Annotated in this window: 14 protein-coding genes and 1 other RNA gene; 10 read left to right on the top strand and 5 right to left on the bottom strand. The window is 36.4% G+C overall.

Going from position 1 to position 20,804, the window contains the following annotated elements:
- From mdoH to ACYIAL_RS01725, 9 genes are all read left to right on the top strand, one after another.
- The gene (mdoH, locus tag ACYIAL_RS01765; RefSeq protein WP_483750809.1) at nucleotides 1-2,361 is read left to right on the top strand and encodes a glucans biosynthesis glucosyltransferase MdoH; all 2,361 of its coding nucleotides are present in this window, start codon (nucleotides 1-3) and stop codon (nucleotides 2,359-2,361) included.
- A gap of 64 nt (nucleotides 2,362-2,425) precedes the next feature.
- A complete protein-coding gene (gene epmA / locus ACYIAL_RS01760; protein WP_483750808.1) occupies nucleotides 2,426-3,400 on the top strand; it encodes an elongation factor P--(R)-beta-lysine ligase in 975 nt (324 codons plus the stop codon).
- A 41-nt stretch (nucleotides 3,401-3,441) separates the two neighbouring features.
- A complete protein-coding gene (gene rmuC / locus ACYIAL_RS01755; protein ID WP_483750835.1) occupies nucleotides 3,442-4,764 on the top strand; it encodes a DNA recombination protein RmuC in 1,323 nt (440 codons plus the stop codon).
- 124 nt (nucleotides 4,765-4,888) lie between these two features.
- Entirely contained in the window at nucleotides 4,889-5,134 is a 246-nt protein-coding gene (xseB, locus tag ACYIAL_RS01750) for an exodeoxyribonuclease VII small subunit (RefSeq protein WP_085247520.1), read from the top strand.
- Complete coding sequence (gene ispA, locus ACYIAL_RS01745; RefSeq protein WP_483750807.1) at nucleotides 5,127-5,996, top strand: (2E,6E)-farnesyl diphosphate synthase; 870 nt, start codon at nucleotides 5,127-5,129, stop codon at nucleotides 5,994-5,996. The genes xseB and ispA overlap by 8 nt, the downstream gene beginning before the upstream one ends.
- A 27-nt stretch (nucleotides 5,997-6,023) precedes the next feature.
- Nucleotides 6,024-7,880 carry a 1-deoxy-D-xylulose-5-phosphate synthase gene (dxs, locus tag ACYIAL_RS01740; protein ID WP_483750806.1) on the top strand — a complete coding sequence of 619 codons (1,857 nt, stop codon included), beginning with the start codon at nucleotides 6,024-6,026 and terminating at the stop codon, nucleotides 7,878-7,880.
- Between the two features lie 7 nt (nucleotides 7,881-7,887).
- Nucleotides 7,888-8,172 (top strand): cell division protein ZapA, encoded by a 285-nt coding sequence (gene zapA, locus ACYIAL_RS01735; protein WP_065638104.1) that lies wholly within the window; start codon nucleotides 7,888-7,890, stop codon nucleotides 8,170-8,172.
- A gap of 65 nt (nucleotides 8,173-8,237) precedes the next feature.
- Nucleotides 8,238-8,418: non-coding RNA, 6S RNA (gene ssrS, locus ACYIAL_RS01730), on the top strand.
- A 30-nt stretch (nucleotides 8,419-8,448) separates the two neighbouring features.
- Nucleotides 8,449-8,994 (top strand): 5-formyltetrahydrofolate cyclo-ligase, encoded by a 546-nt coding sequence (locus ACYIAL_RS01725; RefSeq protein WP_483750805.1) that lies wholly within the window; start codon nucleotides 8,449-8,451, stop codon nucleotides 8,992-8,994.
- A 233-nt stretch (nucleotides 8,995-9,227) separates the two neighbouring features.
- Here ACYIAL_RS01725 and ACYIAL_RS01720 read toward each other — a convergent pair whose 3' ends face one another.
- Nucleotides 9,228-9,353: a hypothetical protein gene (locus ACYIAL_RS01720; protein WP_255458423.1), complete on the bottom strand. Its 126-nt coding sequence runs from the start codon at nucleotides 9,351-9,353 to the stop codon at nucleotides 9,228-9,230.
- A 1,156-nt stretch (nucleotides 9,354-10,509) separates the two neighbouring features.
- Between ACYIAL_RS01720 and ACYIAL_RS01715 the strand changes: the two genes are divergently transcribed.
- On the top strand, nucleotides 10,510-11,970 hold the full coding sequence (locus ACYIAL_RS01715; RefSeq protein WP_483750804.1) for a catalase: 1,461 nt from the start codon (nucleotides 10,510-10,512) through the stop codon (nucleotides 11,968-11,970).
- 544 nt (nucleotides 11,971-12,514) lie between these two features.
- Here ACYIAL_RS01715 and ACYIAL_RS01710 read toward each other — a convergent pair.
- From ACYIAL_RS01710 to ACYIAL_RS01695, 4 genes are all read right to left on the bottom strand, one after another.
- Complete coding sequence (locus ACYIAL_RS01710) at nucleotides 12,515-13,843, bottom strand: HlyD family type I secretion periplasmic adaptor subunit (RefSeq protein WP_483748299.1); 1,329 nt, start codon at nucleotides 13,841-13,843, stop codon at nucleotides 12,515-12,517.
- Nucleotides 13,843-15,951, bottom strand: coding sequence for a type I secretion system permease/ATPase (locus ACYIAL_RS01705; RefSeq protein ID WP_483750803.1), 2,109 nt, complete (start codon nucleotides 15,949-15,951; stop codon nucleotides 13,843-13,845). The genes ACYIAL_RS01710 and ACYIAL_RS01705 overlap by 1 nt, the downstream gene beginning before the upstream one ends.
- A gap of 116 nt (nucleotides 15,952-16,067) precedes the next feature.
- Nucleotides 16,068-20,072, bottom strand: a complete 4,005-nt coding sequence (locus ACYIAL_RS01700; protein ID WP_483750802.1) for a calcium-binding protein — start codon at nucleotides 20,070-20,072, stop codon at nucleotides 16,068-16,070.
- A gap of 53 nt (nucleotides 20,073-20,125) precedes the next feature.
- Nucleotides 20,126-20,632, bottom strand: a complete 507-nt coding sequence (locus ACYIAL_RS01695) for a hypothetical protein (protein ID WP_483750801.1) — start codon at nucleotides 20,630-20,632, stop codon at nucleotides 20,126-20,128.
- Between the last annotated feature and the right edge of the window lie 172 nt (nucleotides 20,633-20,804).

The following is a 20,804-nucleotide window of genomic DNA, read 5'->3' as shown; positions in this document are numbered from 1 at the left end:
ATGAAAAAAGATTACTTTGCCCATCTTTCTGACGCTGAAGTTTGGCGTCAGAAACGTGAAAACAATGCAATGCCACCTGACGATGTCGAGTTTTTAAAATATCGTTTAAATCAAGTTGGTGATACATCTTCTTTTATTGATGACCGAAGGCAACAGCCGAGTTATCCTAAAGTTGATCGCGTTTCAATTCAACCTCAAATATGGAATCAACGCTTTACTGCCAAGTCAAAACATGGCATTAATATCCTTGCCATTATTCGTCGCTTTATTATGTTTGCGCTCATTGCTGTGCAAACATATTACGGAACGACTTACCTATCGTCTTTACTGCCTTATCAAAGTTGGCAAAAAATTAATTTTATGGCTAATTGGGATATCAACCCCGAATTAGCCATTTACAGTATAATACCTTATATTGTTCAAGGTGCGATTATTACTTTGTTCGCCATTTTGTTTTGTTGGATCTCAATTGGTTTTTGGACCAGCATCATGGGGCTAATATTAGCAGTGATGGGTAAAGACCGTTACACTATTGCTATTCCTAATGATCCAGCATCACATATTGGCGTTAAACATCGAACTGCACTTGTTATGCCAATTTGTAATGAAGATGTCGCTCGTGTATTTGCTGGGTTACAAGCAACTTATCAATCCTTAGTTGAAACAGGTCATGCAGCTTGCTGTGATTTTTTTATCTTAAGTGATACTAACGATCCCGATCTATATGTTAACGAACTTAAAGCTTGGGCTGAATTTAATGCAGTAAAACAAAATAATGGCTGCAATATTTTTTATCGCCACCGCAAACGTCGAGTAAAACGTAAAAGCGGTAACATTGACGATTTTTGCCGTCGTTGGGGCAACCAATACGAATACATGATGATCCTTGATGCCGACAGCATTATGACTGGTGACTGTATTTTAAAAATGATCGCCATGATGGAAATGACCCCTAAAGCAGGCATTTTACAATCCCCGCCAAAATCCGTCAGAATGACTACGCTTTACGGACGTATTCAACAATTTGCTAACCAAATTTATAGCGATATCTTCTGTTCTGGCACACATTTTTGGCAACTAAGCGAAGCACAATATTGGGGACACAATGCCATGATTCGCTTAAAACCTTTTATAGAACATTGCATATTATCGCCACTTCAAAAACGTAAAGGACCAATTCATATCTTATCGCATGATCTGGTTGAAGCAACACTTATGCGTCGTGCCGGCTATGGTGTTTGGATTGCTTATAATATGAACGGCAGTTATGAAGAGCTACCCGGTAATATGATAGAAGATCTAAAACGTGACAATCGCTGGTGTATGGGCAACTTAATTAACCTAAGGTTAATTTTCAAAAGCGGTATTAAATTAACACACCGCATCATGTTTGCAACTAGTGGTATGGCTTATATCTCTTCATTATTGTGGCTGGTGTTTTTAATATTTTCAACACTATTATTATTGGTGTTTAATATTTCTGAACCCCAATACTTCTTCCAACCTAACCAATTTTATCCAACTTGGCCAAGGTGGGATGAGCAATTAGCAATTCAGCTATTATCAACCACAATGTTTTTGCTGTTTGCCCCTAAATTCTTCAGCTATGGTATAATTATAACCAGAACAGGTGCAAAAGATGTTGGCGGTATATTTAAATTAACCTTATCAATACTAATTGAAATGGTTTGGTCGATGATCCTTGCGCCAATACGCATGATCTTCCATAGTAAATTTGTACTTAGAGCATGGATGGGTAGCAAAATTCAATGGAAATCACCTTCCCGAAGTGACGATGCGTTAACATGGGGTGAATCATTTTATTTTTGTTGGCCACTGTCGCTATTAGGCATTGTATGGCTAGGGATAATAATCTGGCTGAATCCACAATTTACTTATTGGTATATCGCAATATTAATACCTTTAACCATTTCGCCTTTAGTAATTAGGGTATCGGGACTTTCTAGCATTGGTATGAAAGCAAAAAAAGCAGGGTTATTTTTAACACCAGAAGAAACCCACCCTGCAAAAGCAATCACACTTACAGGTGAATATTTAGTTAAAACTGAAGCGGCATTTATTGAAAATGGCTTTGTTATGGCGTTGGTCGATCCTATCTATAATGCGCTAGCTTGCGCTTTATCGACGTCACGACATCGATTTAATAATAAAAACCAACAAAAACGCCGTGAGCTTATTGCGCAGTATCAACACATAGATTTAGAAAAAATGAGTAAAGAAAAACAGTTAGCAATTTTAGAAGATCCTATTATTCTTTCCGCATTACATCGTCATATTTGGCAGCAACAAGAAAAATACGACAATTTGTTCTCATTATGGCAAAATGAACGCCAACAATAAGAAATAGGGCTTTTGCCCTACTTCACTTCTTTTAGTAACTAATCAAAAACCCATGGATATTTTTATGACTTGGCAACCTTCTGCATCTATCAATAATTTACTTAAGCGCGCAAAAATTGTTTCTCAAGTACGCCAATTTTTTGCTGATCGCTGTATTTTAGAGGTTGAAACACCGACCTTAAGCCAATATGCAGTAACAGACGTGCATTTAAGCTCTTTTCACACTAAATTCTTAAAACCAGGGGAGCTTGAAGGGCAACAAGGGCGACAAATGTCATTAATTACGAGCCCTGAATATCACATGAAGCGCTTACTAGCCGCTGGTAGTGGTCCAATTTATCAAATGTGCAAATGTTTTCGTAATCATGAAGAAGTTAGTCGTTATCATAACCCTGAATTTACCATGCTCGAATGGTATCGCATCCAATTTGATATGATGCAAATGATCAATGAAGTCGATGACTTATTGCAAACTATTTTAGATTGTGAACCAGCTGAACGTATCTCTTATCAAAAGGTATTTCAACGTCATCTTAATATTGACCCTTTAGAAGCTGATCACGCAACCTTAGTTAATGCCGCAAACCAACTTGATATTGGGCTTAATAGTGACAATTATGATAAAGATGGATTACTCCAATGCTTGTTCACTTTTGGTGTTGAACCGCATATTGGGCAAGATAAACCTATTGCAGTATTCAACTTTCCAGCATCACAAGCCGCATTAGCAGCTATTAGTCCAGAAGATCATCGGGTAGCGAGCCGTTTTGAGTTCTATTACAAAGGCGTTGAGCTTGCGAATGGTTTTAAAGAACTGACTAATCCACATGAACAACGTATGCGTTTTGAGCAAAATAATTTAGATCGCACAAATCAAAACTTACCTGCACAAAATATTGACATTGAGTTACTCGCCGCCATGGAAGCGGGTCTTCCAGACTGTGCGGGGGTTGCTATAGGGTTAGATCGTTTAATTATGCTTGCCTTAAGCTGCGATAGTTTGGATGACGTGATGTCATTTACTTTTGAAAGGGCTTAATTATGTTCAATGCTTTAGGATCAACGGCATGGATTGCCATTATGATGGGTATCGTCGCTGTCATTTTATTAGTGTTAACGATAAAATCTCAACTAACAATTAACAATTTACATCAACTATTTGATCTGCAACTAATCCAAAAAAAGGAAGAAAACCAATCTTTAACAATTCAAGTAAGACAGCTGGAGCATCAATTAGATCAGTATCGACAACAAAATCTAGCGCAAAATGTCAAAATTAGTGAACTCAAAACGCGTTTAGAAGAAACATTAAGTGCCACCCAAGAACGACAAACGATATTAGAACAAAGTGAACAACGGCTCACGACTCAATTTGAAAACCTTGCCAATCGTATTTTTGAACAAAGTGGCAAAAAGATTGAGCAACAAAATAAACAAAGCCTTGATTTTTTACTTTCGCCGCTCAAAGAACAGCTAGAAGGTTTCAAAAAACAAGTACAAGATAGTTTTGGTCAAGAGGCTAAAGAACGCCATACACTCACGCATGAAATTCGTAGCTTGCAACAACTAAATCAGCAAATGAGCAAAGAAGCAACCAACTTAACCAATGCGCTAAAGGGCAATAACAAAACCCAAGGGAACTGGGGCGAATTTATCCTAAGCCAAATTCTGGATAATTCAGGATTACGTTCAGGTTATGAATATGAAACTCAAGTCAATTTAACTAACGACAGTAATCAACGATTACAACCCGATGTTATTGTTCACTTACCGCAAGGCGGGGACGTGGTTATTGATTCAAAAGTAACATTAGTTGCCTATGAGCGTCATTTTAATAGTGATGACGAAACAATTAAAGCGAAAGCGATGACCGAACATTTAGCAGCTGTTCGTAACCACTTAAAGCAACTGAGCCAAAAAGATTATCATAAACTCATTGGCATTAATTCATTAGATTATATTTTGATGTTTATCCCTGTCGAGCCCGCATTTTTAAGCGCAATTGATAATGATCCTGCATTAATCAATGATGCTTTAAAAAATAATATTATGATAGTCAGCCCAACCACATTGTTAGTGGCGTTACGAACTATTCATAATTTATGGCGATTTGAATATCAGAATCGTAATGCAGAGCTGATTGCTGATAGAGCAAGTAAACTGTACGACAAAATGCGCGGCTTTGTTGAAGATATGGAAAACCTAGGCAGTTGTTTAGACAAAGCACAACAGACTTATCAAAATTCCATGAACAAATTATCAAAAGGTCGTGGAAACGTAATTGGGCAAATTGAACGATTCCGTGAAATGGGTATTGAAGTTAAAAAACCGATTAATCCAAATATTACCTTATTAGCAATGGAAGAATCGAATTACGAAGATGAGAGCAAATCAACAAATTAGCTAATCGTTAAATCAAAGGTTAACAAGCATTAATATCGCTTGCGCTGTGATAAATAAGCAAACGCCGTGATTCACGATTATTTGAAATAAGTGTATACTCATCACACGTAAAGAGGAATTGAAAATGGCAAAAAAACAAGACAAAGAAGTAAGTTTCGAACAGACACTTAAACAGCTCGAAACCATTGTATCTCAACTAGAAAACGGCGATTTACCATTAGATGAAGCGCTAACTGAGTTCGAAAAAGGAATTAAATTAGCAAAAGCAGGACAAAAACAGTTACAGCAAGCCGAGCAACGCATTCAGATTTTATTATCTGAAAATAGTGATGCCGAACTGTCAGAGTTCTCAAATGATAATAATGAATAGTTTAAAACCATTACAAGAACGAATTGACTCGTTTTTAACTACCTGTATTTCACAAATTGAGCCATCCACACTTCAACAAGCAATGCGTTACAGCTTGCTGGCTGGTGGCAAACGGATTCGACCTATTTTAGTCTATTTAACAGGCCAACTGTTCAATTGCCCGCTTTCTAAATTAGACGAAGCGGCTGCCGCCATTGAATTAATTCATACCTATTCATTGATTCATGACGACCTACCCGCCATGGATAATGACGATTTACGCCGAGGCAAACCAACCTGCCATATCCAATTTGGTGAAGCACAAGCAATATTGGCTGGTGATGCCTTGCAAAGCTTAGCTTTTTCATTATTAGCAGGCAGTGAGTTAATCGATGCAGATGCTAAAATCAAAATGATAGCTGAGCTTGCCCATGCCAGTGGTGTTACCGGTATGTGCCTTGGTCAATCGCTCGATTTACAAGCCACACATCAGTCAATTAACCTTGAACATTTGCAAAAAATCCACTGTTATAAAACTGGCGCTTTAATCAAAGCAGCTATTCGTTTAGGTGCTTTTGCTTGTGATGATATAGCAAAACCATACCTTATAACACTCGATCACTATGCCGAAGCAATTGGACTGGCGTTTCAAATTCAAGATGATATTTTAGACATCATTGGTGAGCAATCTATTATGGGTAAACCGCAAGGTTCAGATCTGGCTCATGAAAAAAGCACATACCCTGCATTAATTGGACTTGATAACGCAATAAAACTCACTGAGCAACTTTATCAGCAAGCTATCGATAGTCTAAAGCCAATACCTTATAATAGCCAGCCATTGCAGGATCTTGCTGGTTTTATTATTAATCGTAATAGTTAACAACTAACTAAAATATAGCATTACATAATGAATTTAGATAATTACCCATTGTTAAAACAGATAGATTCGCCCGAGGATCTAAGAGGTTTTCCTCAGTCACAGTTATCGGCGATTTGTCGCGAGCTTAGGCAATATTTACTAGCATGTGTTAGTCAATCGAGTGGTCATTTAGCATCGGGGCTAGGTGTGGTTGAATTAACCACAGCACTGCATTATGTCTATCATACACCTTTTGATAAAATTATTTGGGATGTTGGTCATCAAGCTTATCCTCACAAAATTTTGACTGGTCGCCGAGACCAAATGCTTACTATACGCCAAAAAGGTGGACTTCATCCATTTCCTCATCGTAATGAGAGCGAATATGATGTACTAACCACTGGACATTCTTCGACCTCGATTAGTGCGGCGCTTGGAATTGCAATTAGCGAACAAAAAAAACAATCGGGTAAAAAAGTGGCTGCCATTATTGGCGATGGCGCTTTAACAGCAGGTATGGCATTTGAAGCGATGAATCATGCTGGTCATGTTAAGCCTGATATGCTAGTGATTGTTAACGACAATGATATGTCGATTTCAGCAAATACTGGCGCACTAAACCAACATCTTACTCAAATCTTATCAAGTAGAGCCTATACCTCTTTTCGGGAAAGTGGCAAACGTGTATTAGCAAATATTCCGCCATTAAAAGAACTGATTAAAAAGACGGAAGAACACTTAAAAGGATTAATCACACCAGCCGTCTTATTTGAAGAACTAGGTTTTAATTATATAGGTCCTGTTGACGGGCATGATGTTGATGGTCTAGTGACAACTTTACAAAAAGTTCGCCAACTAAAAGGCCCACAACTGCTCCATGTGATTACACAAAAAGGCAAAGGTTATGCGCCAGCTGAAAAAGATCCGACTTTATGGCACGGCGTACCAAAATTTAATCCTAATGAAGGCATCTTACCTATCGCCACAAAAGCAATCCCAACATATTCGCAAGTTTTTGGCGATTGGCTATGCGAAATGGCGCAAAATGATAAACGTTTAATGGCAATAACACCAGCAATGAGTGAAGGTTCGGGCATGACAAAATTTGCCAATTGTTATCCTGACCAATTTTTTGATGTTGCAATAGCCGAACAACATGCTGTTACCCTAGCCGCTGGGTTTGCAATTAGTGACTTAAAGCCCGTTGTCGCCATTTACTCAACTTTTTTGCAACGCGCTTACGATCAAGTTATTCATGATGTTGCCATTCAAAACCTACCTGTATTATTTGCCATCGATCGTGCTGGCATCGTTGGCGCCGACGGCGAAACTCACCAAGGTGCATTTGACTTAAGTTATCTACGCTGTGTACCTAATATGGTCATTATGACACCGAGTGATGAAAACGAATGTCGGCAAATGCTGTACACAGGCTATTTACATCATGGACCTGCGGCAGTGCGTTATCCTCGAGGGGAAGGCACTGGTACACAATTAACACCATTAACCGTAATTCCTTTAGGGCAATCTAAATTATGCCGACAAGGTAAGAATATTGCTTTACTTAATTTTGGCACTTTGCTTACCGAAGTTTTACAAGCAGCTGAGCAAATCAATGCTACAGTCATTGATATGCGTTTTGTTAAACCATTAGATGAAAAAGTCCTTTTGCACATTAGCCAAACTCATAATATACTTGTCACTATTGAAGAAAATAGTATTAAAGGCGGTGCCGGTAGCGGTGTCGGTGAATATTTATTATCGAAAAAAATAAAATGTGATATTTTAAATATTGGACTCCCTGATAAGTTTATTTCTCAAGGAGCGCAAAGCGAAATTAGACAAGAGATGGGATTAGACCAAAAGCACATTATCGATAAAATTAATAATTTTATGAATCAATAGGTTAAATATGGAAACTCAAGCTGTCACTATTCAAATTTTTGGACGAACATTAAAATTTAATTGTCCGGTTGATGAAGTCGACGCACTTAATTGTGCAGCAAAGGATCTTGATGCGCGCTTAACAAATTTACGAGAAAAGTCTCCACAAGTTGGTAGCGATCAACTTATTATGACTGCCGCGCTAAACATTTCTTATGAATTAACCAAAGAAAAAGAAAAAAGCAATGAGTTTGGTAATCGGCTTAAAATGTTACAGCAATTACTTGATTCTGCCTTAAATCCCAACAATTAACCATTTAAATTGTAAATTTAATACAAATGGTATTGTATGATCCGTTAAATTTTGTATTATGGTATCCATCTCTGAGATGATCGCGATGCGGGTTAGTCCCCTGAGCCGATATTCTTAACTTAAGAACGGAGTGACTTTTAGTTGGTGTGTATGCCTTACTTGTAAGGAAACCTAAAAATTAAAACACGATGTTCACCTTGAACCTTGGGTTCAAGGGTTACGACCCTAACGACATCTTGGAGTGTTCTTCCGAACTTGCAGCAACAGTGAAAACTGATGAATATTAGGCAAATTATCCGTCAAAAAAGACAACAATTATCTCCCGATGAACGTGAGATTGCACAACAAGCTATATATCAAAAAATTGCCCGTCACCAAGCGATTAATGCTGCAAAAAATATTGCTATATTTTTATCATTTGATGGCGAAGTCGAAACCCAACCTATAATTAATTATTTATGGCAACAAAATAAATCTGTTTATTTACCTATTATTCACCCATTTTCCTCCAAACATTTACTCTTCTTAAAATATACTAGCCAAACTCAACTTATAAAAAATAAATTTGGTATATTAGAACCAGAATTAAGCGTATTAAATGTACGTCCTTATTGCCAACTTGATATTATTTTTACACCATTGGTTGCTTTTGATCAACGAGGTTATCGTATGGGCATGGGAGGCGGATTTTATGACCGATTACTAGCAGATTATCAAACCCAACAAATTTTACCTATTGGGCTTGCATTTGCTTGCCAAAAAGTACAACAGCTAGATAACAAACCATGGGATGTTCAATTACCCGAAATCATCTATGCTTAAATTGTTTTATTTTGCACTGAAAATATACATTCCCCCTCTAAAATAAACTGAACCGAAAATAGAAAATCCTCTCAAATCGTATCTATTTTAAAAGGATATAGAGTATGCATTCCAATTAAATAGCTCTGCCGTAAATATGGTATGACTCATTCAACTTTTTATAAAAACGGAAAAATTATGCTGGTATAAAAACTTCAGATATCAAACGCCTTTTATTATTTTATTTTAATTTATTATTTTACATGATACCGTTGTTTGATTTCGGCGAGCTTTGCTTGCGATGTGGCATTAAACGCTTCAACCATCCATTGTGGCCAGTATTCACCGTCATCTATATTGGCAGATTTATAATACACCATAAAACTATTGATCCATCCCCAAACAAATGTACTCCCTGCACCAGCTCAAATAAGAGCTAACATTGAATCGGCTACACTAATTCATACAATCTTTTTAAGGAGTAAGGTAACCTTATCGCAACTAAAAAAGGATCTAAACGCCTTTATTGAACAAGCAATGTAAGCAACTTTATTCTTTCTCAATAAAATTTATTAAATCATTAAATTTAAAATAATTTCACGCTTAAACGGTATAGAATCCTGAATATTTTTTACAAAAATTGTTTTTTTTAATAAAGAAATACCTTGTTGTATCACTAACTATGCTATAACTATAAGAAATTTAAAGATTAATTGGTAGAATAAAAAAATCGTAATATTCTCTATCTTATTTTTAATATTAATTTAATAAAAACAATGTGTTATAAAATGATTGTTATTTTAAGAATAATTAAAAAAGTTGGTAGAAATTTAAACTAAAATATTTTAATTATAAAACAAAATGTTATAATTGGTCTGTTCCCTATGCACATAGGGATAAACCGCTACAGAGATTTGATCCCCCCCTACCTAAGCCCTGTTCCCTATGCACATAGGGATAAACCGATCTTCATCGCTAATTCATTAATATTATTAGTCTGTTCCCTATGCACATAGGGATAAACCGCTCGAACGAGCAGCGCTATCGCTTAGCGCTCGCTGTTCCCTATACACATAGGGATAAACCGTCATTAAACCTATTTGTTTTGAAGTAAAAAGAGCGATAAGCGCTTTGACTAAGATGTGATATACCAAGTATTTAAAGATGCACAAGAAAAAGATTAAACGATTTTGTGTAAAATTTTCAATAATATTTAGATAACTATTTAAAACATGCAGTATAAACAGTTCGACGTTTCTAATAGATTATGTTAGTTGAACAGGTATGAAATAACTATTAAAGGTTTTATTGAAACAACTTAATGTTTTGCAAACCAATATTTATTAATCTTCAAATCAAAAATATTCTACTTGAAAAGTAAAATAGATTTTTTTAAAGTAGCTAAGATCATCTAAATATGATCTTTTTTATCACGCTCTACAAGTCCCAAACAAAGTCTCTGGGACACAATATTCAAAAAAAAATTGAGTATTTATCCCTCAAGGCTTTTTCAATATCATATAAAGGAGTGTTGCAATGTCAGAAAAAAAAGAACTAACCAATAATAACGGTGCCCCAATAGCCGATAATCAAAACTCTCGAACTGCCGGTCCCCAAGGTCCTGTGTTGATAGATGATTTTCAGCTTATCGAAAAACTTGCTCATTTCAACCGTGAAAATATCCCTGAACGACGAGTCCACGCCAAAGGTTCTGGCGCGCATGGTACCTTTACTGTCACCAATGATATCACCCAATATTCTTACGCTAGCCTATTTGCCAGTGTTGGTAAACAAACTCCAATTTTTGCTCGCTTTTCGTTAGTAGGAGGAGAGCGAGGCTCATCTGATACAGCACGGGATCCCCGTGGGTTTTCAGTCAAGTTTTATACCGACCAAGGCAATTGGGATATCGTAGGCAATAATACCCCGGTATTTTTTATTCGTGATCCTCTCAAATTTCCTGACTTTATTCATACGCAAAAGCGTGATCCCAAAACTAATTTAAAAGATCCACAAATGATGTGGGATTTTTGGTCTTTATCGCCAGAATCACTTCATCAAGTCACTATTTTATTTTCGGATCGTGGTATTCCTGATGGTTATCGTCATATGCACGGTTATGGTAGCCATACCTATAGCTTAATTAATAAAGATGGCATACGAACTTGGGTTAAATGGCATTTTCGAACCGAACAGGGGATCAAAAATATCCATCCTAAAAAAGCAACGGAAATAGATGGAACCAATCCAGATTCTGCACAAGAAGATCTGTTCAAAGCCATTGAGCGTGGAGACTATCCAAAATGGCGGCTTTATATACAAGTTATGACCGAAGAGCAAGCCAATAACCATCCTGAAAATCCGTTTGATGTCACTAAAGTTTGGTCACAAAAACAGTATCCATTAATTGAAGTTGGCGTGATGGAACTCAACCGTAATCCAGAAAACTATTTTGCGGAAGTTGAACAATCTGCCTTTGAACCAAGCAATGTGGTGCCTGGAACGGGTTTATCACCAGATAAGATGCTACAAGGCCGAATTTTTGCTTATGCCGATGCACACCGCTATCGTATTGGTACTAATTATCAACAATTGCCGATCAATGCTCCAAAATGCCCTGTGCATAATTATCAACGCGATGGCGCAATGCGTTTTTATACCCCTGATAATGCCCCTAACTATGAGCCTAATAGCGTCGATAGCGCACCAAAACAGCAACCACAATATGCCGAACCGCCAATGCATGTACCTGCTGGGACAATGGATAGGCATGATCATCGTGTGGATGGGGATTATTACTCACAGCCACGCGCACTATTTAATTTAATGAATCCCGATCAAAAACAACTGCTTATTGATAATATCGTTGGCTCAATGAAAAACGTAAATCGAGACATTCAAATTAGACAGCTCAAACACTTCTACAAAGTGCATCCTGATTATGGATCTGGAATTGCCAAAGGGCTAGGGATTGATGTTGACCTAATAAAAAGCTAGTACTTAAAATAACAATGCCGGCAAATTTAGTCGGCACTTTAGATTGCTGGCTACAACTACCGACAAAAATACAGATCGGTAACGGCAAAAAATTCACAAGAAAGCTTTCACCCGCAGGGATACTCAGTATTATTACCATAGATTGTAGTTAAATTAGCCTACCTTTATCAAAATGGCTATATTGAGCAATATAACTGCATACACTAAGCAAAATCACTTATTTTATTCATAAATCTCCATAATTTAAGATTGTTTTTTTATATCAATTTCATATATTTTTAAAAATTATGTATAAATATTATGTAACTGTAACTATCCCCTAAAATATTGAGCAATAACTCAAATTTTACAATAAAGAAAGAGCCCATTCAGGTAGTATTGTTATGATAAAAAGCCTTAGCAAACTTGGTTAGAGGCAAAAGTGCTTGTAGTGGAAAAACAATTGGAGAATTTTTTATCCATCGGACATTCATTTTGCTAAAATGAATTCCGATGAATAGTTAGTGTCTGTTAGATTAAGTTTGAGCAGCTAAAGATTAATGTATTAACGTTGCTTACCAACGTCATCCAAAGCTTCCATCATTGGGCTTAATAAATAACTTAATACCGTTCTTTGTCCTGTTATTATTTCCGCAGAAATGGACATTCCGGGCTCTAAATTAACTGGTTGACCATCAATAATTAAGTGGTTTTTACTTAATTCAATGACAGCCTTATATACAAGCCCTAAGTCTTTGTCTTCAATAGCATCGGAAGAAATAGTTAATAATTTGCCTTCAATCCAACCATAACGCGTAAAATCAAATGTATCAACTTTTACCGTAACAAATTGATTTTTTCTTAAAAAACCGATATCTTGGTTACTCACCCAAACTTCTGCTATCAGTCTTTCATTTTCAGGAACAATCTTCAATAGCTCTTGAGGAGCCTCGACCGCAGCGCCTGCATCTCGATAAACTAACGATTCTACAATCCCTGCAATCGGCGCTTTTAATTCATACTGTGCGATAAGCGCCTCTAACTGTTTTTGTTGTACGGATAATATGTGATTTTCATTCAGTTTTTGTATTTTCTCTTGTTCAACTTCTTTAATTTTATCGGAAACACGAGACTTTACTTGTGTATCAATTTGAGCATAACTTGCTTGCATCTCTTTCACTTTCGCTTCTGCGGTGCTTACAGTAAATTTTGCTTCTAAATATTTTTTTTTAACCTCAAGTAAACTATCTTTACTTGTCATCTTTTTTTTATAGAGCAAATCCAACGCCCGATGTTGCTCTTCATAAATCGGTAATAGATTCTCAGCCATCTCTTTTTGAGCTTGATAATTTTCTATCTGAGCCGTTAAAATTTGTTGGTTTAACTTATAAACCTCTTTTTCGTTATAATCATCTTCAACTTCAGCTTGGAGCAGCATAGAAATTTGCTTGGCAAGTATTGGCGACTCTGTTTGTAACTCAGTAGATAGCGTCAATGGCGCAGGACGATTAAGATAGTGTTCGTATAGTAAAGCTAATCTTGCAATATGAAAGCGATTAATCTGTTGCTGTAATATATTCTCTTCTAGTTGTGCTGCTAATGATTTACTATTTAACTTAATTAAAGACTGTCCCTTTTCAACATGCTCGCCTTCTTTAACCAATACTGCAATAATTTCAGCCGTGACCGAAGTGTTAACAGGTCTTGATAGCTCGTTGACAACTAATTTTCCTCGAGTCGTGGCAACAATATCAACTTTACTTAACGAGGCCCAGCAAACGACAATCACAAATAACACAATAATGACCCATAACAGCAATCTACCAAGGGGCGATGGTGGTGTCTCTTGAACCTCTAATACAGCAGGCAAAAACTCGCGGTATCTTTGTTTCATCAACGGCTCCCACTCTGTAAATCGTAAAGTTTATGGTAGATCCCTTTTTTCTCTAATAACATTTGGTGAGATCCTTGTTCAACAATTTCACCTTTTTCCATCACAATAATACGATTAGCGTGTCTAACTGTTGATAGACGGTGAGCAATAATAAAAACCGTCTTATCATGACAAATTTTTGCCATATTATCTTGAATAATTTGCTCTGATTCATAATCAAGCGCGCTGGTTGCTTCATCAAAAATAAGCAATTTAGGATTTGTTATTAATGCTCGAGCAATACCGATTCGTTGCTTCTGTCCACCAGATAATTGCCCCCCATTCTCGCCAACTGGCGTGTCATATCCTAATGGAAATTCACTAATAAAATCATGGGCACCAGCCATTATTGCAGCATTAACCACAGCTTCAAGTGGAGCATCAGGAACCGCCAATGCAATATTGTCACGAATAGAGCCATTAAAAAGCTGCGTCTCTTGTAATACCACTCCGATTTGTTTACGTAACCATTGGGGATCAGTTTGTGCAATATCAATACCATCGATAAAAACTTGCCCCTCTATCGGGGTATAAAGCCGCTGTACCAGCCGAGTTAATGTACTTTTACCCGACCCCGAGCGTCCAACAATACCGATAACTTCACCAACATTAACCGATAAATTCACTTGTCGAATAACAGGCGTAGCATCTGGTCTATAAGCAAAAGAGATATTAGCAAAACGGACATGTCCCTTGATTTCCTTCAAAACACTGCTATTTTCTTGCTGCCGCTCCGCGGGAACATTTAATATATCACCCAATCGTTTTACTGAAATCGAAACCTGCTGAAAACTTTGCCATAACTGCACTAATCGCAATACAGGGGCTGTTGCTTGTCCTGCGAACATATTAAAAGCAACCAGTCCACCAACAGTCAACTTGCCTTCAATCACTAAATTAGCGCCATACCATAAAATAGCAACACTCGTTACTTTATTAACGAGTTGAGATATTTGCCCTGCAACATTCCCTAAATTTTGTGTTTTAAAACAGCTTGTCACAAAATAGGCAATTTGTTCATCCCAACGACGCGTCATATGATGTTCAACTGCCATTGCTTTAACTTGCTCAACACCAGAGATACTTTCAACTAAAAATGCTTGATTTTTTGCTCCTTGTTGAAACTGCTCATCAAGGCGTCTACGTAACACTGGGGTAATAAAAGCTGATAACAAAATGTAAGGAATCAATGAAACTAAAACAATTAATGTCAGTGGAATACTGTAAAATGCCATAATTACAAAAAAAACAATTGCAAAAAGAATATCTAAGCAAAGCGTCATTGCACTCCCTGTTAAGAATTCACGTACTGTTTTTAGCTCATAAACACGAGCAACGGTAATACCAACTTGACGGGATTTAAAGTAGCTTAAAGGTAATGAAAGTAAATGTTTATATAGTAACGAACTGAGCATTACATCAATACGTTGCGAGGTATGCGCCATTTGATAATTACGTATCCCGCCTAAAATTACATCAAAAATCACAATGGTAAACATTCCGATAGCTAATACATCTAATGTTGTTAAGCTTTGATGAGCGAGTACTTTATCGACAACTACCTGAAAAAATAACGGTGTAACCAAGGCTAAAATTTGGATAAAAAATGAAGCTAATAAAATTTCACCAATTAGTTTTTTATAACGCATAAAAGCTTGAAAAAACCATTGGATATTAAACTCTCGATTAATAGATTCCCATGTGATTCGTTTGGTAAATAAAAATGCGCTAATTTTTTCTTGTACCTGTGGAACTATCACTTCTGGCTGTTTTTTATGGGGAGATTGAATTAACCATTGTCCATCTTTAACAGCTAATAAAACGACATAACCTTGCTGCTCTAAATGGACAATAATTGGGGTCGAAATTTTATTATTGAGATTTAGTTTATCAATATAGCGGCATTTTAACCCTGTTTTTTTGACAGCCCTAACAAACTGGAGTGAGATATCATGTTCATCATCAAGATAAAAATGTTCTTGTAATGATTTAATATTTACTGCTACTCCATAAAATTGAGCGATAATCGTAAATCCTAGCCATAAATCATTATACTTTTCTTTTTGCATCAATTTTTCCAAAATAATCCTTCACTATGCAGATCGATAAAACAAACTTAACTTCCAAATAAAAGACAGCTATTATCAGCTGTCTTTTGATAATTATAATAAAATCTAAAAATTGGTTAGACTTTGTTTGAAGGGGTAAAATGTGATAATGGATTAGCCAGCATTAACTCACCTGTTACCACATCACTACTATCATCACCTGATGCAACAAAAGCACTTACACTCTGCGTTATTAATGAAAAATTAGATATAGATGCATTTGATGAAAATACAGGTAGTGGTATACCATCGTTAATATGAGCATTAATATCACCTGCTAACCACGATGAACCATCCGCAAATTGGAAAATATCAATTTGGGAAGATAATTTAGTTTCCTGCCTAGTTGAGAACCAATTTTTAATCGTAATAGAATCGTCACCAATTTTTAATAAAAGATCTGTGCCCGATTTTTTAATATCAATCATTTTTGCTGATATCCCATCACCAAAACAAATCTTATCAACATCTGATTTTCTGTAATTCCAGAAACCATTGCTCTTTAACTCGCCTCGATTATCTATCGTGTCGTGACCATCGCCCAAATTAAACAGGTAAATATCGTTTCCTGCTCCGCCCGATAAAAAGTCGTTCCCTTTACCACCCGATAAGATATCATTGCCTTTATTCCCTAAAATGGTATCGTTACTATCCGTACCGAACATCTGTAAGCGGTTATTTAACACTTCATCCCACGTTAATTTTGTGCCATCGGCAAATACAAACTCTTCAATAACGTTACTAGCATTAATTCTAGCGGTTGCAGAGGTTGCATTGTCAAAGATATTCTTAAGGGTGATGCTGCTGTTGCCACCAATTAATGTTACCTTTATATCAGCGCCTTGGCGTGAAAATCTAATTTCACTCGGCTTTATACCATCAACAAATTCTAACTTATCGTTACCGCCTAATTCAGTCACTTGGTCATGTCCACTATGACGACCAAATCGGTAAATATCATTGTAATTTGAGCTTAACAATGTTTCATCTTTTGCTGTGCCTGATGTAATAACTGGATTGCTATTATACCAATTGTAAATATTGAGTTGAGAGCCATCTGCAAATTCAAAAAAATCAACTCTCGCCGCTAATTGAGTCTGCCCCGTTGAGAACCAATTTTTTATGGTAATTGAATTTTGACTATCAATAGCGATAACTAAATCGCTGTTTCTTCTAGAGCAACTTAACATGTCAGCACGAATACCATCACCAAAACGGATCTTATCAACATCAGATTTTCTGTAATTCCAGAAACCATTGCTCTTTAACTCGCCTCGATTATCTATCGTGTCGTGACCATCGCCCAAGTTAAACAGGTAAGTATCGTTTCCTGCTCCGCCCGATAAAAAGTCGTTCCCTTTACCGCCCGATAAGATATCATTGCCTTTATTCCCTAAAATGATATCGTCATTATCCGTACCGAACATCTGTAAGCGGTTATTTAACACTTCATCCCACGTTAATTTTGTACCATCGGCAAATACAAACGTTTCAATAATGTTACTAGCATTAATTCTAGCGGTTGCAGAGGTTGCATTGTCAAAGATATTCTTAAAGGTGATGCTACTTTTTCCGTCAATTAATGTTATCTTTATATCAGTCCCTTGGCGTGAAAATCTAACATCTTCAGCTTTAATGTTATTCATAAATAATAGCTTATCCATTCCTGATGAATCACAAATTGACTCATGACCCGATAAGCCAAATACATAAAAATTATTACCCGCTAATGTATTTTCACCCAATTTATTTTTAATTGACCGATAATATTCATCAGAACTACTGTATGTCAAATAACCATCAATAACTTCTTTCAATAAAAGTTTTTTTGTCGGATCAGTTATCTGATCAAGATGATTCTCTAATCCTGAAAAATTAATCACAACATTTCCATTATTAATATCTATTTTTAATAATTTAAACGCATCTTTAAATTCGGTTTGTGATAAAAGGTTGGCCATAACATAATGTTTGAATTTATTATATTCTGCCATTAATAAATTAGTAGCAACAGTACCTACAGGAGGAGTTTTATTACCATAATAAATATTAGTATATTTTTCCCCTGTAATGATTTCTAATACAGTTAATTTTCTAGCGTCTATATTACCTCGACTATTCGGATCGACCTGATTCACATTGGCCCAGCTAAAAATAATATCATCAATAACCTGTAGAATGTCAGTTGTTACAGGATTAGCAATAAATTTATCGAGTAAATTTCTTAATTCCGAATTTTTACTTAAAGCAAGAGATAAGTTAACAAGATTACCAAATCCACGTACAGACGGATATTTTTTTACCTCGTCAATATAGTGTTTTTCACCAGTATAAATAGTATTTGCTTGATTTGTTGCAAACCAAACATCGGTAGATTGTCCTTTTTTTCCATCGGTGTAGGTGATTTCACCGGTTAAGCGATGCGCATTTCCGTTACTATCCACATAATTTGATGTTGAATATTTTGTACTAATCGAGGAAATCCCCGCTTGTTCTAAGCTAAGTAGCTCATTTTCATCGGTAAGACCATTACTGTTTTTATCTTGCCATATTTTTAATTTTTGCCAGATACTATCTTTAGCATCAATAACACCATCACCATTTTCATCATATTGGGCTAATGCTTGGTACCCATTTTTAGCTGTTTTGCCATTTTGTAGTAATGAGCTGTCACCAAACAGTTCTCTTCCATCATCAATGACACCATTATCATTTAAATCTAGCACCAACAATCCATCATCAGCACCAACCCATCCAGTATTTTCGGCAAATTGGTTAGCATTTAAATCAAAATGAATATTTTTATCTTTACTAATTGTCTCAACACCATCACGATCAAGATCAATAATAATAGGAGAGAATGCTGTTTTAGCAGCATCAGGAATAGAAGGAAATAATGATGAAATAGGTCCCATAATAGCGTTTCCAACACCATTAAGTAGACCATTTAACTTATCCATAAGATCAATTAGTCCATTTCCATCGTTATCTCGGAATAGATCAGCAAACTTATCTACCATCGCATCAGAAAGCAAACCTGCAACAACAGCTGCGCCTAAACCGATACCGATAACGGCAGCAGCTGGCGCACCGGCTGCACCGGCAACTACAGCAGCTACTGTTCCAGCCAATGCCCCTAATATATTGCCACTAATTTCTTTAACACCAAACTCAAGTAAGATTCCTCTTGCCTCATCAGCATCGCCTCTATCAAGTGCAGCCTGAGCTTCTGCCGATGCAATGCCAAGCCCGATCCCCGTCATAATATAACCCACAATAGGCAGACGTTTTGCAATTTTCTCACCCGCTGACGCTAGATATTTAGATGTTCGATTAACACTTTTTCGCATTTCTGGCGATAAATTATGATAAGTATCTTTAAGATTGTTAATATACTCACTATTTAACTTTCCGTCAGGCTCATTAAGCTTTAACCAAGATTTAACATTATCTGGCGCTAACTTAGTTCCTGCTGCATCTAAACCCGCAATATTTTTAATATGCTCAAAAGCTCGCCCAATTCCCTCGGTTTGTTCGATAGATTTTAATACCGATGTTGGAATACCATTGACTGACGTCACTTTGGGATTATTTAATAATGCCGGTAATTCTGTGGCACCAAAAACCCGCCCCGAGTTCATTCCAAATCCACCAAGTACACGAACATCACCCACTGCACCATCAACAAAGCGTTTAGAAATAGCATCCCATGCGCCATTAGGTTGACGGGTGCCATTATTGTTTGAGCCAAAAAGGAACTCAATTGCTTTATTAGATAACTGCTCCTGTTTACCTTCGCCAAATATCTGATTTAATTTGCGATTTAAAGGCGAACCATTTACACCAGCATCAGATAAAAATTTAGCAGCTTCGGTATTATCAATAAGACGAAGAGAAGAATTATTTTTTAATTTCTTGATAATCTCTGATGTATGTACTCCAGAATCTAACATCCCCGAATAGAGAATGGTTGTTTTGCCATGGGTATTTATATCTAATTGTTGTATTAAATCACGTAATCCATCGGCATCCTTGATCTTAAATAATAGTTTTTCCGCTCCTTCTTTAGTCAATCCCACCATATTGGCCTATTCCTCCAGTATAATAATTGATTATAGTGTTAGCTTACAAAATACTAAAAATTACATCTAATCAGTGCTTTCTTATTATCATTTAAATTTCTAAGTCCGCGTTTATAGGCAGTTAACGCCTCTTTTAAAATGGTTAATAAATTTGCATTCGACATAGTAGGTAAACAACTCGGGGTCATTGACACAATATTCCAAGCAATTTGTATAGGAAAGGAGTTAGCATATTCCAAACCGATCGCTTCCAAATCGCTAGGATCCCAATCGCTAGCCTCCAAAATAAACTCAATATTCTGACCATTAACATGCAGGATAAACACCTGCTTATTAGTTGGTTCAGGAAGACCCGAAGGACTATCATAATTCAGCACCCAACCACAGTTAAATAACCAATACCCTCGTTCCTTATCCACACACCAAGCGTGTTGGTGAACGTCAAAACTCTTCAATAGTTCAGGCATTTGAGTGAACCAAGGATTGTACTTATTCCATAAATTATCTAAATCATATTTTTGGGCATCTTCTTTCGAGACATAGGCATTGACAAATGACATGAGTTATTCCTTAATTCAATCGCGTTAAATAAATTTGGATTATTTTATATAAAATATAAAAAAAGATAAGCAAAATTATAAAGAAGATAAGTGGTTTGTAAATAAACAAAAACAGATTATAAGTATTAATTATCAGTGAATAATTTGATTAAATAATTATTATAATTTGCTT

This window comes from Gilliamella sp. X-57 (genome assembly GCF_057063565.1).
The sequence above is the reverse complement of the archived record's forward strand: the minus strand, read 5'-3'. Positions and strand labels throughout refer to the sequence as shown.

Coding starts and splice junctions, on each gene's coding strand:
- mdoH (WP_483750809.1), top strand. CDS start 1: ATGAAAAAAGATTACTTTGCCCATCTTTCTGACGCTGAAGTTTGGCGT.
- epmA (WP_483750808.1), top strand. CDS start 2,426: ATGACTTGGCAACCTTCTGCATCTATCAATAATTTACTTAAGCGCGCA.
- rmuC (WP_483750835.1), top strand. CDS start 3,442: ATGATGGGTATCGTCGCTGTCATTTTATTAGTGTTAACGATAAAATCT.
- xseB (WP_085247520.1), top strand. CDS start 4,889: ATGGCAAAAAAACAAGACAAAGAAGTAAGTTTCGAACAGACACTTAAA.
- ispA (WP_483750807.1), top strand. CDS start 5,127: ATGAATAGTTTAAAACCATTACAAGAACGAATTGACTCGTTTTTAACT.
- dxs (WP_483750806.1), top strand. CDS start 6,024: ATGAATTTAGATAATTACCCATTGTTAAAACAGATAGATTCGCCCGAG.
- zapA (WP_065638104.1), top strand. CDS start 7,888: ATGGAAACTCAAGCTGTCACTATTCAAATTTTTGGACGAACATTAAAA.
- ACYIAL_RS01725 (WP_483750805.1), top strand. CDS start 8,449: ATGAATATTAGGCAAATTATCCGTCAAAAAAGACAACAATTATCTCCC.
- ACYIAL_RS01720 (WP_255458423.1), bottom strand. CDS start 9,353: ATGGTGTATTATAAATCTGCCAATATAGATGACGGTGAATACTGGCCA.
- ACYIAL_RS01715 (WP_483750804.1), top strand. CDS start 10,510: ATGTCAGAAAAAAAAGAACTAACCAATAATAACGGTGCCCCAATAGCC.
- ACYIAL_RS01710 (WP_483748299.1), bottom strand. CDS start 13,843: ATGAAACAAAGATACCGCGAGTTTTTGCCTGCTGTATTAGAGGTTCAA.
- ACYIAL_RS01705 (WP_483750803.1), bottom strand. CDS start 15,951: ATGCAAAAAGAAAAGTATAATGATTTATGGCTAGGATTTACGATTATC.
- ACYIAL_RS01700 (WP_483750802.1), bottom strand. CDS start 20,072: ATGGTGGGATTGACTAAAGAAGGAGCGGAAAAACTATTATTTAAGATC.
- ACYIAL_RS01695 (WP_483750801.1), bottom strand. CDS start 20,632: ATGTCATTTGTCAATGCCTATGTCTCGAAAGAAGATGCCCAAAAATAT.